Annotated in this window: 12 protein-coding genes, 1 pseudogene and 1 riboswitch; of the genes and pseudogenes, 11 read left to right on the plus strand and 2 right to left on the minus strand. The window is 70.1% G+C overall.

Annotated elements, in window-relative coordinates; all coding sequences use genetic code 11:
* Positions 1 to 229 precede the first annotated feature (229 nt).
* The 4 genes from EV685_RS18985 (at position 230) to upp (ending at position 4,416) form a co-directional block, all read left to right on the plus strand.
* Positions 230 to 1,054, plus strand: a complete 825-nt coding sequence (locus EV685_RS18985) for an HDOD domain-containing protein (protein ID WP_165396869.1) — start codon at positions 230 to 232, stop codon at positions 1,052 to 1,054.
* A gap of 106 nt (positions 1,055 to 1,160) precedes the next feature.
* Positions 1,161 to 2,435, plus strand: coding sequence for a GTP cyclohydrolase II (locus EV685_RS18990; protein ID WP_130483646.1), 1,275 nt, complete (start codon positions 1,161 to 1,163; stop codon positions 2,433 to 2,435).
* 12 nt (positions 2,436 to 2,447) lie between these two features.
* Positions 2,448 to 3,728, plus strand: coding sequence for a URC4/urg3 family protein (locus EV685_RS18995; protein WP_130483647.1), 1,281 nt, complete (start codon positions 2,448 to 2,450; stop codon positions 3,726 to 3,728).
* A gap of 40 nt (positions 3,729 to 3,768) precedes the next feature.
* Complete coding sequence (upp, locus tag EV685_RS19000; protein WP_130483648.1) at positions 3,769 to 4,416, plus strand: uracil phosphoribosyltransferase; 648 nt, start codon at positions 3,769 to 3,771, stop codon at positions 4,414 to 4,416.
* 354 nt (positions 4,417 to 4,770) lie between these two features.
* On the opposite strand, the pseudogene EV685_RS21270 reads toward upp, so the two are convergent.
* Positions 4,771 to 5,883, minus strand: a pseudogene (locus EV685_RS21270) (glutamate synthase-related protein); the annotation flags it as partial.
* Positions 5,884 to 6,140: 257 nt separating this feature from the next.
* Here EV685_RS21270 and EV685_RS19010 point away from each other — a divergent pair.
* Positions 6,141 to 7,739 (plus strand): GGDEF domain-containing protein, encoded by a 1,599-nt coding sequence (locus tag EV685_RS19010; RefSeq protein WP_130483650.1) that lies wholly within the window; start codon positions 6,141 to 6,143, stop codon positions 7,737 to 7,739.
* 158 nt (positions 7,740 to 7,897) lie between these two features.
* Positions 7,898 to 8,518, plus strand: coding sequence for a glutathione S-transferase family protein (locus EV685_RS19015; protein ID WP_130483651.1), 621 nt, complete (start codon positions 7,898 to 7,900; stop codon positions 8,516 to 8,518).
* A gap of 5 nt (positions 8,519 to 8,523) precedes the next feature.
* On the opposite strand, the gene EV685_RS19020 is transcribed toward EV685_RS19015, so the two are convergent.
* Positions 8,524 to 9,291: a hypothetical protein gene (locus tag EV685_RS19020; protein WP_130483652.1), complete on the minus strand. Its 768-nt coding sequence runs from the start codon at positions 9,289 to 9,291 to the stop codon at positions 8,524 to 8,526.
* A 133-nt stretch (positions 9,292 to 9,424) separates the two neighbouring features.
* A riboswitch (SAM riboswitch) is annotated at positions 9,425 to 9,495 on the plus strand.
* 51 nt (positions 9,496 to 9,546) lie between these two features.
* Here EV685_RS19020 and metX point away from each other — a divergent pair.
* The 5 genes from metX to EV685_RS19045 all read left to right on the plus strand — a co-directional run bounded on the left by metX (position 9,547) and on the right by EV685_RS19045 (position 15,241).
* Complete coding sequence (gene metX / locus EV685_RS19025) at positions 9,547 to 10,680, plus strand: homoserine O-succinyltransferase MetX (RefSeq protein ID WP_130483653.1); 1,134 nt, start codon at positions 9,547 to 9,549, stop codon at positions 10,678 to 10,680.
* Entirely contained in the window at positions 10,677 to 11,261 is a 585-nt protein-coding gene (gene metW, locus EV685_RS19030; RefSeq protein ID WP_130483654.1) for a methionine biosynthesis protein MetW, read from the plus strand. Before metX ends, metW begins: the two co-directional genes overlap by 4 nt.
* Before the next feature lie 244 nt (positions 11,262 to 11,505).
* Positions 11,506 to 12,186 (plus strand): DUF302 domain-containing protein, encoded by a 681-nt coding sequence (locus tag EV685_RS19035; protein ID WP_130483655.1) that lies wholly within the window; start codon positions 11,506 to 11,508, stop codon positions 12,184 to 12,186.
* A 49-nt stretch (positions 12,187 to 12,235) separates the two neighbouring features.
* On the plus strand, positions 12,236 to 13,732 hold the full coding sequence (locus EV685_RS19040) for a M20 family metallopeptidase (protein WP_130483656.1): 1,497 nt from the start codon (positions 12,236 to 12,238) through the stop codon (positions 13,730 to 13,732).
* Positions 13,733 to 13,759: 27 nt separating this feature from the next.
* Complete coding sequence (locus tag EV685_RS19045) at positions 13,760 to 15,241, plus strand: hypothetical protein (protein ID WP_130483657.1); 1,482 nt, start codon at positions 13,760 to 13,762, stop codon at positions 15,239 to 15,241.
* Positions 15,242 to 15,249: the final 8 nt, after the last annotated feature.

Raw genomic sequence — 15,249 nt, forward strand, 5'->3', positions numbered from 1 at the left:
ATGATAGTGCGCATTCGCGTGTGAAAGTAGGTCATCGTCAGGCTACTATCCCCAAACCCCCTCAGTGAAAACTGCAGGGGGTTTGTTCTTTTGGGCGAAGAAGATGCTGCCAGGATTAATTCCGGCGATTCAGCGACGCTCATTGAACATCGACGCGAACGAAGTCGACCCCAACTCTGGCGCAACTTGACGGATCGAGGCCATGTGGCGCGGGCAACATCGCGTAGCCATGACGCTCCCCGAAGAACTCCGTCGACTTCAGATCGCCTTGCCGGCCTGCCCAAGGGCCTTGCTGGACCTGCAGGCCCTGTTGCGCGAGCCTGCCGTTCACGCACAGGCCTGTGCCGACGTCATCTCGGCCGACATGGCCTTGGCCGCCGAGGTGGTCAAGACCGTCAACTCCGCGATGTTTGGCCTCTTGCGGCGGGTTGATCACGTCGGAGAAGCCCTGCGTTTCCTCGGCAACGATCAGGTGATGGCCATCACCTTGCAAACCGCCTTGCGCCGGGCGTTTCCGCCGACGCCCTTGATGGACCGGATCTGGGGCGGCGCCGCGCGACTGGCTTGGGTCATGGGCAGAGCGGCTGTGCCCCTGGACCTGGATCCCTGGCTCGCCCACAGCGCGGGGCTGTTTGCCGCATCGGGCGCAGCCGTCTTTGCGTCTCGCAAGGATCTGTTTCCCGGCGGTTACGACCTTCTGTTCGACACCCACACGCATGATCCCCAGGCCCTGGCCGACGCTGAGATCAAGGCGATCGGCGTCGGAAACCACGCCGTGGGATCCGCGCTCTGCGCGCAATGGGGGTTGTCGAATCAGGTGGTGCGCTACGTCCGTGCGCGCGCAACCCCGAGCCAGACGTGGATGGCGATGGACCTGCCCGTGCGACGCTTGCTGGTGCTCAGCCGCAGCATCGAGACGGCGGGTTTGTCGGAGGACACCATCCCGTTGCCGGCGCACCTCGCAGAACTGACCGGATGGACCAATGAGCGCTACATCGCGATCATTCAGGCCGTGCTTGACGAACATCTGCGACGCAGCGCCGCGTTGACCTGACACCCCGCACATGACGGGGACGTGCCACTGGCCGGCACGGGTATTGCGCACACGGGGTTGTCGTCCTTCCGCACGATGCTGAAGCCCACCTCCCTCGGAGTCCGCCATGTCGAGCGATGTCCCGCCGCTGTCCCACATCCGTCTGACCTCACATCCGGGTCAGACCGCCCACGGCACGCCCGTGATCCACTGGGGCGAGGCCGACCCGCAACGCCGCGGACCGGTGATCGGCACCACCACGAACCGCAGCCACCGAAACGTGGTGGGGACCCACAGCGGTAGCTACGGCGTGTATCGGGCCTTGGCGGTGGCAGCCGGCAACCTGACCAAGGGACACCGGGCGGACCTGACCAACACGTCCCCGACATCGCCGGTCGGCCCCCATCCGTCGTGGGCAGACGCCCAGAAGATCGTCTCCATCGATCCCTGGGGTGCCTCGGTTGCGCAGGTCTACGCCGAGCAGATCGCCGAGGGCTACGACATCCGCCCGACGATCGCGGTGACACAAGCGCACATTGACCTGCCGGAGATCCGGCAGGCCATCGCCTTTCAGCGGCTCAAGCCCGACGGCGAGGTGCTGCTGGAAAACGGCTCGGCCGTCGTCACCAAGGTGGCGCTGGAGCCGGTCTGGTGGTTGCCCGGCGTGGCGGCGCGTTTCCGCGTCGGCGAGGCCGACCTGCGCCGCACGCTGTTCGAGGAGACCGGCGGCATGTACCCCGAACTGGTCACACGCAGCGACATCGAGGTCTTCCTGCCGCCGATCGGTGGGCAGACGCTCTACGTCTTCGGCCGCATCCAGGACCTGGCCGATCCGGCCATCACGCTGACCGCGCGGGTGCATGACGAATGCAATGGCTCGGACGTCTTCGGCTCCGACATCTGCACCTGCCGGCCCTACCTGACGCACGCGATCGAGGAATGCATCGCCGGTGCCCAGTCGCGTGCGCACGGCGGACTCGGCGGCGTCGGCCTGATCGCCTACAGCCGCAAGGAAGGCCGGGCGCTCGGGGAGGTCACCAAGTTCCTCGTCTACAACGCCCGCAAACGGCAGGTCGGCGGTGATTCGGCCGACAAGTACTTTCTCAGGACCGAATGTGTGGCCGGCGTGCAGGACATGCGCTTCCAGGAACTGATGCCCGACGTGCTGCACTGGCTGGGCGTGCGCAAGATCCATCGCCTCGTCAGCATGAGCAACGACAAGTACGACGCCATCACCTGCAGCGGCATCGAGGTCGGCGAACGCGTCAAGATTCCGGACGCCCTCGTGCCGGCCGACGCCCGCGTCGAGATCGAGGCCAAGATCGCCGCCGGCTATTACACGACCGGCGATGTGCCCGACGACACCGCGCTGGCCGCCGTCAAGGGCCGGGACCTGCGCTGAAGCAAGCTGCCGATGAGCCCGAACGTCACTCCCTTGTCCGCCGCCGAGCAGGCCGTCCGCCGCTTGCGTGACCCCGCCGAAATCCGTCGTCGCTGCGCCGCCATCGCCGCCCATGTGGACGCCTGCGCCTCGCCCCATTTCACCTTGGATCGATCACGCCTGGATGCCGTGGCACGCCGCGTGGCCAAGCTCAGCCTGGCGCGATTCCCGACCCTGCGCATCCCGTATCACAGCCGCTGGCGCCACTTCGAAGCCGGCGGCGTCGACCGTCAGGCCCGGCTGGACGTGGCGTTGCAAGGGCTGGGCGCGCCTGAAGCCGCCCGCGCGCGGATCGACCTGACCGTCGTCAGCGTGTTGCTGGATGCCGGCGCCGGGCCGGCCTGGCGCTACCAGGAGCCCGAGACCGACGCCATCCTGACCCGCAGCGAAGGCCTGGCTGTCGCCAGCTTCGATGCCTTCATGACGGGGCAGTTCTCCAGCGACCCGGCGCAGCCCTGCCGGGTCGACGCGACGGCTCTGTTGGCGCTGCAGCCGTGGCATCTCGCGACGATCTTCCAGGTGCACGAGGGCAACCCGCTGGTCGGTCTGGACGGCCGCACCGATTTGATGCACCGCCTTGGTGCCGCGCTGCAAGCGCTCGCCCACAAGGAGGGCGGCGCGGCGCGTCCGGGCCGTCTCTACGACGTGTTGCAGGCCCGGCTGGACCCGGCTACCCGCAGCCTGAAGGCCGCCGACATCCTGGGCGCCTTGCTCGATGCGACCAGCACGATCTGGCCGAGTGGCCAGTGGCTGGGACAGCGCGACGGTCACACGCCCGACGACCAGCCGCTGGGCGACGTCTGGCCACACCCTGCCGCTGGCGGCGAGGCTCTGGACGCCGGCCTCGTGCCGTTCCACAAGCTGTCGCAGTGGCTGAGTTATTCGCTGCTCGAACCCTTTGAATGGGCCGGCATCCCCGTGACCGGGCTGGACGCGCTCACCGGCTTGCCCGAATACCGCAATGGCGGTCTCTTGCTCGACGCGGGCGTGATCGTCCCGCGCGACCCGGCCATGCTCACCCGACCGCACCTACCGGCCGACCCGTGGGTGATCGAGTGGCGCGCGCTGACCGTCGCCCTGCTGGACGAACTGGCCCCCCGGGTCAGGGCCGAGCTGGGTGTCAACGCCGAGCAGCTGCCGCTGGCCTGCATGCTCGAGGGCGGCAGCTGGGCCGCCGGCCGGCAGATCGCCGCCGAGCGCCGCCTGGGCGGACCGCCGCCGGTCCTGATCGACAGCGATGGCACCGTCTTCTGAACATCCCTGACCCCATCGAGCCACCCATCCGGAGAGCGCCATGAACACCGCCACCACGACCCCGCAGGTCCATGTCATCGATCACCCGCTGGTCCAGCACAAGCTCACGCTGATGCGGCAGAAGGACCTCTCCACCAGCAGCTTCCGTCGCCTGCTTGGCGAAATCAGCATGCTCATGGCCTACGAGGTCACGCGCGACATGCCGACCCAGCTGATCGAGATCGAAACGCCGCTCGAAAAGATGATGAGCCCGGTGATCGAGGGCAGGAAGACCGTCTTCGTCGTTGTGATGCGTGCCGGCAGCGGCTTTCTCGACGGCATGCTGGAGGTCGTGCCCGGCGCGCGCGTCGGCCACATCGGCCTGTACCGCGACCCGAAGACGCTGGTGGCCGTCGAGTACTACTTCAAGATGCCCGGCGACATGCACGAACGCGACGCCATCGTGCTGGACCCGATGCTGGCGACCGGCAACTCGGCCGCCGCTGCGGTCGAGCGGCTCAAGGAGACGCGGCCACGTTCGATCCGCTTCGTCAGCCTGCTCGCCGCGCCCGAGGGCCTGTCACGCTTCCATGCCCACCACCCGGACGTGCCGGTCTACACCGCTGCGATCGACCGGCAGCTCAACGACCATGGCTACATCGTCCCGGGACTGGGCGATGCCGGCGACCGCATGTTTGGCACCAAATGAGTCGTCCGGGACGGCGTCCATCGGCAGCGGGCTGAACGAGCCGACTTGCGCGCGCGGCCAGTCGCGGGCATGGATCGGCGACGGCCACGGCACTTCGCCGCGCTCAGCGGCCAGCAACACCCCGCTGCGCAGCGGTGGTAGGCACTCGGCCAAGATCGCCGTGCTGCCATCGGGCCGTCGGCGGACGATGTGGCTGCGGGTGAACTCGCCGGGGTGATGCAGCCCAGCCGCCTGCACGAGTTCGTGCAGCGCTTCGAGCATGTGCCGGTGGCATGCGGCCACCTGCTCGATGGTGTCGGGCACGACCCGCGCGTGCAGACGTCGCCCATCCGGCGTGGCGTTGCACCAATCGGCGCCCAGGGCCATTGCGCGGGCGATGTCGAAGGCGTTGACGAACTCACCCGCACAGCCGATCCGCACGCGTTCCCGCAGGCCGACGCCGACCAGCGTGTCGTGCACCAGTTGCAGGCCTTCGAGCAGCGGCAAGCCCGTGGGGTCCGCCCGCTGCTGCGGCGTTGCGCCGGTGACGCCTTCGGACCCGTCAACGACGATGAAATCAGGCGCCACGCGGCTGACCTGCATCGCCTTGACCAGCGCGAACCATTCCCAGGCAGGGCCGATGCACAGCTTGATGCCGACCGGCTTGCCGCCCGACAGGCGTCGCAAACGCTCGACGAACAGCATCAGCGCCAGCGGCGTCGAAAAGGTGCTGTGAGCGAGCTGAAGTTCGATCATGCGGACCTGTGGATCGGCGGCCTGCTCCGCACAGCGTTGCGGGTCGAAACCACCGTTGCCTTCGTGGCAGCCGACGTCGCCCGAGCCGATCGCCCAGATCAGGTCGCCGCCGTGGCGGCGGTGGTGCTCGCTGATCGGGCCTTCGCCCGTCTCATGGGCAAAGCGACCTTGCCGCGCGCCGCCGTTGATCGCCTCGATCGTGGCCGCCGACGAGGGGCCGAAGCGCAAGGCGGAGACGTTGAGGACCGAGGCGCTGTAGGGTTGCCGACAAGACGCTGCCGAGCCGATCAGCACTCGGAAGTCGTGACCGGCCACGGTGGTGGGCGCGAGCGCGTGGGACAGCCACTCATGTCCGCCGGCCTTCTCGTCTTGCGGGTTGCCGACGGGGCGCATGTCCGAGACGCCTTCGGCACGGAGGTCGACCCGCGAGAATGGCGGGGCGTCTGGCTCGCTGTCGATGATGTCCCCACCCCTTGCCGGGCGGACCCATGCGAGCAAAAAGCGCAGATGCCCGATCACCGGGTAGTGGCGCCACACGGCTTGGCGGCTTTGCGCCAGGTCATGCAGGCCGATGAGCAACAGCACCGCGCCCATCACGGTCCAGCCGCTGGGGCCTTGTCCTGACAGCGGCCAGTCCGACCACAGGCCGGCCGCCAGCGCGAGCGCGCAGCTCGCAAGCATCAGGTAGCGGACCGGCACGTGGCGGTCCAGCGTCAACAGCCAGGCGGGCATCGCGGGCTCCGGCAGATCAGGGTGCGATCCATCGTAGAACCCCGATCAACACGGGCATCGCGGCAACAACAGGCTTGCGGTCGACCTGTTCTCGGCGCGCCAACGAGGCCCCCAAAGTGTGGCGCGGGCCCCGCTTTGTTACGGCTTCGAACGCCTTGAATGAAAAAACTGCGCAGCAGTTCGCGGACCCTTCCGGCCACCCGTGCGGATACTGTGACGCACCTTGCAAGACGACACACGGAAGAGCCCACACCGCCATGTACCGACTCCTCAGCCTCGACGAACTCGACACCGCCTGCGTCGCGCAATGGCGTCAGGGGGCCGTCGAGCGGTGCCGCAACGCCGCCAACCTGCTGCGCGCCCGCGCGCTCGAGGCCGGCGACCTGCTGCACGAAGGTCGGGCCGAGCTGCACCTCGCCATGTGTGCCCAACGCGAGGCCCAATTCCGTGCGGCCATGGCGCATGCACGCCGGGCGTCCGAACTTGCAAGGCATGAACGCGATCTCGCACTCGAGATCGAGGCCCTGTCCGTGCTCGGGTCGGCAGCGGCCGTCGTGGGCCAGGACGCCAGCGCCGAAGAGGCCGGACAACTCGCGCGCCGACTGGCCCGCCAGCTGGCCGAGCCGCTCGTCACCGTCCAGGTCTGCGACAGCCTGGGCATCGCGCAGGCGTGGCTGGGCCATGTCGAATCCGCGCGCCAGAGTCTGGCCCAAGGCTGCAGCCTGGCCCGCGATGCCGGCCGGGTCGACTGGGAGAGCCACCTGCTCATCCACGCCGCCTTTGCCGAAGCCTTGCTGCTGGCGCGCTCCTGGGACATCGCCCTGGGCCTGCCTTCGCTGGCGCGCCGTCGCCAGGTCGAGGTGGCGTTGCAATCGGCGCTGTCGCGCTGCGAAGCGACCCCGGGGGTGATGGCGGCGGGCACGCAGCGCAGCGGCCGTTTCCTACTGGCCTGGGTCGACTTCATGCTGACCATTTGGCGTGGCGAGCCGGTCGATGCCGCCGTCGACCTTCAGCGCATGCAGGCCTTGCTGCCGCATGAACGCGCCTGGATGGGCGGCCTGTCGCGCTGGGCCCAGGCGGTCCATGCGCTGGTGCTGCGCGACAACGTGCGGGCGGAGGCCCAGGCGCGCGCGCTGATCGAGCTGGCGCATGGCCTTGGTCACCAGCCCCTGATCGAACAGGGCCGGCGCTGCTGGCTGCTGGCGCAGAGCCGGCTGGGCCAGTTCAATGCCCACGACCTTGCCACCTTGAAGCTGTGGCCCAGCCCGGGCTCAGACAGCAGTGGCGCGGTCACCGAGGAGATGCTGGCCTTCGAGCTGCGCATGCGCGACCTGAGCCTGCGCGAAGCCGCGCAGCTGCCGGCCTGGCGACGCGAGGACAGCCTGACCGGACTGGCCAGCCGCGAGCACTTCCAGGCCCAGACCGAAGAATTGCTCCAGCGCACCGACCCGACCCGCGCGCAGGTCTCGGTGCTGGTGCTGGCGCTGGACCCGGGCCAGGTGCTGGCCGCCCATCACAGCCCGCTGGTGCGGGACCGCGTGCTGTGCACGCTGGCCGCGCTGATGCGACAGGTCTTGCGCGCGGGTGACCTGCCCGCACGCTGGAGCCATGACGAGCTGGCCGCGCTGCTGCACCGGGCCAGCGGCGAGGATGTCGCGCGGGTCTGCGAGCGTGTCCAGGCGGCCGTGCGCGAGCACGACTGGTCGTCGCTGGCCACCGGCTTGGACGTGCGCGTCTGCCTCGGCCATGCGAGCGCCCGCGTGGGCGACACGCTCGACGCGCTGATGCGCCGCTGCGAGTCCTCGCGCTTTGCCAGCCTGCGACGCGAATACCGCAAGGTCGTGCACGCCGCCTGAGCGCCGCGCAGGGCGCCCGCCCTGCCACAACTCGACCCGCCGTGCAGCAGGTGTGGCGAGCTGTCCCCTGGGCCCGAACAGGGGCAACCCCCGGGAAGGCCGATGGATAGAATGAAATCTCGAGGTCCGGGTTGCCGGGCCCACCTGCCGTACCCGCCATGAGACTCATTGCTTCGCTGACCAGCCCCTATGCCCGCAAGGTGCGCATCGTGTTGGCCGAGAAGAAGCTCGACTACAAGCTCGAGCTCGACGACCCGTGGTCCGCCACGCCTGCTGTGCTTGCCCACAACCCCCTTGGCAAGGTGCCTTGTCTGCTGCTGGAAGGCGGCGATGCGCTCTACGACTCGCGGGTCATCGTCGAATACGTCGACACCCTCTCGCCCTTGGGCCGCCTGATCCCCGAGCGTGGCCGTGAACGCGCCGAGGTGCGGACCTGGGAGGCGCTGGCCGATGGCCTGCTGGACGCCGCGGTCGGTGCCCGCATGGAGATGATCTGGCCGGCACGCCCGGAAGCCCAGCGCTGCCAGCCTTGGATCGATCGCCAGTTGGGCAAGATCGACGTCTCGCTGGCGGCCATGGCCGATCACCTCGGCGACAAGCCCTGGTTCTCCGGCCTGCACCTCTCGCTGGCCGACATCGCCGTGGGGTGCGCGCTCGGCTACCTCGATTTCCGCTACCCGGCAGTGGTGTGGCGAGATCGCCATCCGGCGCTGGCCCGCCTGATGGACAAGCTCAGCCAACGGCCCAGCTTCCAGCAGACGTTGCCGCCGACTGCCTGAGGCGCTCAGGCCGGCATCGCCGGCAAGGCCAACACCACCTCGACCTGCAGCGTGCCGCCCTGATCGACGATGTCGAGCTGGGCCCCCAGGCGCGTGCTGAGTTGGCGCAGCCGGCGCGCGCAGCGGGCCTGCACGCTGCGCGGTCCCCCGCTCAGACGCAGCCGCAAATGGCTGCCGGTCTCGCCATCCAGCCGATCCAGTTCGACCCGCAGGACCGCCGCGCCATCCGGGCTTGCCGGTGCATCGGCAGCGGGCGCATCGCCCAGCAGGTGGGTCGCCGCATCCAGCGACGCGAGCAGCCAGGCCTGCTGTGCCGGCGGCAAGGCCACGTCGCGCGCCGCCGGGTGCACATGGCCCACCAGACGGACGCCTTGGGCGCGCAGCCGCGCCTGCTGCTGTCGACAGGCGTGATCGACGCTGCGCCCCAGCGTCTCGGCGTTGCCGAGCGCCTCGGGTGTCCGGACGCCGCCCGGCAGCCAGGACACGCCACACCAACGTCGCCCGATCGCCAGCGTCGCGCCAAACAACGCGCCGCCGAGCATCGGCAGCGGCGCGCCGCTGTCGTCGGCCCGCACGCCGGCCAGCCATGGCAGGCCGATCCCCACCACCAACACCGCACTGGCACTCAGGACGGCCGACCGACCCAGCGGCGTGCGCCACAGTCCCGGCCGTGCGGAGGGCTCGGCAGGGCAGGGCGCGGTGGGCTCGGGGCGCAGCAGGAAGGGCACGGTGCGGGTGAGGAAAGCGGGGTGATTGAGCGTGATCCGTTGCACGAAATTCTCCGATCGCGCCGGCTCGCCGCACACCCCAAGGACGTGGGGGCCGGACCAACGGGCCCGATTCGCGCCCGAACCGTCGTTTGCACCCGGCGGCCCCACATGTCGGGGCCAGGGACGCGGCGTTAAACTCCTTTTCAGCGCCGATTTGGTCCGGCTTGCGGGCGCTCTAGAAATTCCGCTAAAGGGGGACACCCGCGAACCCGGTGTCCGCTTCGAGGCGGCGCCGGGTTTTTTTGTGGATCGGGATCGATGCAGACACTCGGGCATGTGACGCCCCAGACCATGGCCTTCGCCGAACCGCTGCCCTTGCGCAGCGGCGCGACGCTCGGGCCCTACGAGCTGGTCTACGAGACCTACGGCACCCTCAACGCCGAGCGCAGCAACGCGGTGCTGGTGTGCCACGCGCTGAACGCGAGCCACCACGTCGCCGGCACCTATGCTGGCCAGGAGCGCAGCCAGGGCTGGTGGGACAACCTGGTCGGACCGGGCAAGCCACTGGACACCAACCGCTTCTTCGTCATCGGCGTCAACAACCCGGGCTCCTGCTTCGGCTCGACCGGGCCGACGCATGTCAACCCGGCGAATGGCCAGATCTACGGCGCCGACTTCCCGGTCGTCACCGTCGAAGACTGGGTTGACGCGCAGGCCCGCCTGATCGACCGCCTGGGCATCACGCAGCTGGCCGCCGTGCAGGGCGGCAGCCTGGGGGGCATGCAGGCGCTGAGCTGGACGCTGCGCCACCCGGCGCGTGTCCGCCATGCGCTGGTGATCGCCAGTGCGCCCAACCTGTCGGCCCAGAACATTGCGTTCAACGAAGTGGCGCGGCGGGCCATCGTGACCGATCCCGACTTCCACGGCGGTCACTACCAGGCCCATGGCGTCGTGCCCAAGCGTGGCCTGACGGTGGCCCGCATGATCGGCCACATCACCTACCTGTCGGACGACTCGATGGAGGAGAAGTTCGGCCGCTCGCTGCGCGCCGCCGAGCTGGCCTACAGCACCCAGGCGATCGAGTTCCAGATCGAGAGCTACCTGCGCTACCAGGGCGACAAGTTCAGCGAGTACTTCGACGCCAACACCTACTTGCTGATCACCCGCGCGCTCGACTACTTCGATCCGGCCGGCGAATTCGGCGGCGACCTGAGTGCCGCGCTGGCCCAGGCGCGTGCCAAGTTCCAGGTCATCAGCTTCACGACCGACTGGCGCTTCTCGCCGCAGCGCTCGCGCGAGATCGTCAAGGCGCTGGTCGACAACGGCCACGACGTCAGCTACGCCGAGATCGCCGCGCCGCACGGCCACGACGCCTTCCTGCTCGACGACCCGCGCTACCACGCGGTCGTGCGCAGCCGCTACGACCGCATCGCCCAGGAGATCGGCGCATGACCCGGCGTCAGACCCTCGACACCATCGCCCGCCTGGTGCCCGAAGGCAGCCGCGTGCTCGACCTCGGCTGCGGCGGTGGCGCCCTGCTGGCGCTCTTGCAGCGCGAGCGCGCCTGCACCGGCTACGGCGTTGAACTCGATGACGCCAAGGTGCACGACTGCGTGCAGCGCGGCGTCAACGTCCTGCAGCTCAATCTGGAAGAGGGCCTGGCCCTGTTCGAGGACAACAGCTTCGACGTCGTGCTGCAGCTCGACACCTTGCAGAACCTGCGCAACACCGAGGCCATGCTGCGCGAGACCGCCCGTGTGGGCCGCATCGGCATCGTCTCCTTCCCCAACTTCGCCCACTGGCCCAACCGGCTGTCGGTGCTGCGCGGGCGCATGCCGGTCACCAAGACGCTGCCTTACCAGTGGTTCGACACGCCCAACATCCGCGTGGGCACCTATGCCGATTTCGAGGTGCTGGCCGAGCAATGCGGGCTGCGCATCCTCGAATCCTTCGGCCTGCACGACGGGCGCATCGTGACCCGCCACCCCAACCTGCTGGCCAGCACGGCGGTGTTCAAGTTCCAGCGCGCCTGAAGCCGGCGGCTTCGTAAGCGGGTGTGACGGCGCGCTCGACCGCGTCGACGGGTCGCAAACGGTTGTGCGCCAACAAGCCCGATGGGCACGGGCATCGCGGCGCGGGCAGGCGCAGCCCCCTGCCGCAGGCCTGTTCCCGATCTGGCAAATCCGTGCGCCACTTACGGCTTGAAACAGGCGGTTCGTGTGGTCCCGCACACCATGGCTCCTCCTTGCTGGCAACCCACATTCCGGAGGTTCACCCATGGTTCGTCACCTGCTGTCCCAGACGGCCGACGCCGCCCGAGAAAGCGCCCGGAACGGTCATGCCGCTGCCGCGACGGCCGGCACCGCCATTGCGTGGCGCAGCTGGCTGACGGGCTGCATGGCGGTCGTGATGCTGGCCGCCGGTGCGGTCCGCGTCGAGACCTTCGAACAGCGCCGCCGCAGCAGCCACCTGGACGCGGCGCGCACGGTCGACCGGCTGAAGTCGGCCGCTGGCGCGCATGGCCTGTCGGTCATCGCCGTGATCCCGATGCCGGGCCAGCACGCCGAACTGGTCGTGCTGGGCCCTTACCCGGGCGAGACGGCGGTGGTCCAGCATGACCATGTGCGCGACCAGACCCACGACCTGTCCCTGCCGCTCGCGCTGCATGTGCACACGACCGAAGACGGCCACGCCGAAGTCAGCTTCCACGACCTCGGCATGGCCGGCGCCCAGGCCTTGCCCGGCGAGTTGCGCGACGGCCTGGCTGCGCTGCCGGCGCTGGTCGGCACGGCGCTCGGCGAGGCCGAACGCCCACTGATCGGGCCGGTCGCTCCCACGGGTCTGCGCCACCGTGCCGGCCGGGCCCTGGGCCTGTCCGGCGATGGCCGGGCCGATGAGCACGTGGCCATCGACGCCTGGTCGGCGCACGCCCGCGCCCGGGCCCGCAGCGACGCCTAAACTGGCTCGCCGGACGGCCGGTCGTCGCGCTGTCCAGAGGAGTCCTTGCATGAGCCACGTCACCGACCGCGCGCCCGCGCTCGACCTGCAGCGCCTCTCGCGCGAGCTGTCCCTCACCTGGGACGCCGACATCCTGCCGGCGCTGCGCGACTACATCGCCGTGCCCGCCAAGAGCCCGATGTTCGACCCGCAATGGGCCGAACACGGCCACATCGACACGGTGGTGCAGCGGGCGGCCGTCTGGGCCGAATCGCGCCGCGTCTCCGGTCTGAAGCTGGAGGTGGTGCGCCTGAACGACGCCGCCGGCCGGCCGCGCACACCCGTCATCTTCTTCGAGGTCCCGGCGACCCGGCCCGAGCCTGCGGGCTCGGCCGCGCCGACCGTGCTGATGTACGGCCACCTCGACAAGCAGCCCGAATTCACCGGCTGGCGCAACGACCTCGGCCCCTGGACGCCCAAGGTCGACGACGACAAGCTCTACGGCCGGGGCGGCGCCGACGACGGCTACGCGATCTACGCCAGCATCGCCGCGATCGAGGCGATCCAGGCGCAGGGCGTGGGCCATCCGCGCCTGGTCGGCCTGATCGAGACCTGCGAGGAAAGTGGCTCGCACGACCTGCCGGCCTATCTCGATGCGCTGCGCGACCGGCTGGGCGAGGTCAGCCTGGTCGTCTGCCTCGATTCCGGTGCCGGCAACTATGAACAACTCTGGCTGACCACCAGCCTGCGCGGCAACGTCACCGGTACCTTGCGGGTCGAGGTGATCGAGGAGGGCGTGCATTCCGGCGAGGCCAGTGGCGTCGTGCCGTCCAGCTTCCGGGTGCTGCGCCAGGTGCTGGATCGCCTCGAAGACAGCGCCACCGGCCGCTTGCTGCCGGCCAGTCTGCATGCCGAGATCCCGCCCGGGCGCATCGCCCAGGCGCGCGCGGCGGCCGGCCGGCTGGGCGATGCGGTCTGGAAGGGCCTGCCCTGGTCCTGCGGGCTGGACGGCAACCCGGTGTTGCCGACCACCACCGATCCGGTCGAGGCGCTGCTCAACCGCACCTGGCGGCCGACGCTGTCGGTGACCGGCGCCGAAGGCTTCCCGGCGATCGCCAGCGCCGGCAACGTCCTGCGGCCCTGGAGCGCCTTCAAGCTCAGCCTGCGCCTTCCGCCGACGGTGGACGGCCCGGCCGCCGGGCGTGAGCTCAAGCGTCTGCTGGAACTCGATCCGCCCTACAACGCCCGCGTCACCTTCGTGCCCGACGGCCGCGCCGGTGCCGAAGGCGCCACCGGCTGGGACGCGCCCGGCCTGCAGCCCTGGCTGGAACGCAGCCTGGAATCTGCCTCGCAAAACCATTTCGGCGCCCCGCTGGGCTACATCGGCCAGGGCGGCACGATTCCCTTGATGAACCTGCTGGCCCAGGGCTTCCCCAAGGCCCAGATGCTGGTCTGCGGCGTGCTCGGCCCCAAGAGCAACGCCCATGGTCCGAACGAGTTCCTGCACCTGCCCTATGCCCGGCGCCTGACGGCGGCGGTGGCGCAGGTGATCGCCGAACACCCCTGATTCCTTGCTCGCCGGATCCCCCGCCCCATGACGCGACCTTTCTTCCGGCCACTGGCCGGCTGCTTCGCCTTGTGCGTCACCGCAATTGCGGGGGTGCTTCCGACGGCGCATGCAGCCAGCTTCGACACCCTCCCGACCCGCGCCAGCCTGGGCCTCGAACGGGTCGAACTGCCGGGGCGTGAAGGCATGGGCCTGATGTCCGGGGCCCTGCTGTTCGAGGCCGCCGATGGTCTCTGGGCCGGTCCGGCCGTCTACGGCGCGTCCAGCGGCCGACGCGGCGGCCTGTTCGTCGGCGGACTGCAGGTCGAAGGCGACTGGCGGCTGGGCGGCGGGCGCACCTTGAGCGCCAGCGTCTATGCCGGCGGCGGCGGCGGCGCGGCGGCGCCGGTCGGCGGGGGACTGATGCTGCGCCCCGCGCTGACGCTGTGGCAGCGCCTCGGGCCGGGCTGGCAGGCCGGGCTGACGGCGTCTCGGGTGTCCTTCCCGAGCGGCGACATCCGCAGCCGCCAGCTGGGCCTGGCTCTGGCCTGGGACGGCGCCTTCCGGCATCTGCCGACCGGGTCTGCGCCAGACGCGGACGCCGGGCGCAGTGGCCTCGGCCTGGACCGCATGGCCGGCACGCTGACCGACTGGTCGATCCGCACGCCCGGCGGCACGCGCCGCATCGGCCTGGTCGGCGCGCGGGCCGAGCGCATCGATCTGGCCAGCGGGATGTCCTGGGGCATCGAATCGGCCGCCGCTGCGCGCGGCGATGCGGCGGGCTATATGGAGATCCTCGCGACCGGCGCGGCCAGCGTCGCGCCCTTGCCAGCGCGCCTGCCCAGCCTGCGCGGCCACGTGCGCCTGTCGGCCGGCCTGGGCGGCGGTGGCTCGGTGCCGACCGAGGGCGGGCCGATCGGCCGGCTCGTCGTCGGCGTCCAGGCCAGTCCCGCCAGCGGCTGGACGACCGGCGTCGAGGCCGGCAGCTTGCGTGGCATCGGCAGCCACTTGCGCGCCCGCGTCGCGGCGGCGTGGCTGGCCTTCGACCTGGAACACATCGGTGCCGGGCAGCCGACCGGTCTGCCGGTCCGCAGCGACTGGTCCGGCGCCTTGCTGCGCTACACCGACGTGCGCCGCAACGACGGTCGTTCGCTGGCGCTGGACACCATCGGGCTCAAGCTCAACCGCTATGTGAGCGAGCACGTCTACCTCAGCGGCCAGGCCCACAGCGCCTTTGCCGGTCAGGCGGGCGCCTATTCGATCGGCCTGATCGGTGCCGGTGTGTCGATGCATCCGGGCTGGGGCTGGCAACTCGGTGCCGAGGCGCTGGCCGGTGCGGCCGGCGGCGGCGGTGTCGCCACCGGGGGCGGCTTGCTGATGCAGGGCGTGGCCTGGGCCGGCTGGCAGCCCGAAGGCGCCATCGGCGAATGGCGCATCGGCGTTGGTCAGGCCCGCACCCGCCAGGGCGGGCTGTCGTCGCCGCTGCTCGAACTGGGCTGGGCGCGGCGCTTCGTCCTGGGCGGTCGATGACGCTCGCC

The organism is Sphaerotilus mobilis (assembly GCF_004216565.1).
Lineage (GTDB): Bacteria > Pseudomonadota > Gammaproteobacteria > Burkholderiales > Burkholderiaceae_C > Sphaerotilus > Sphaerotilus mobilis.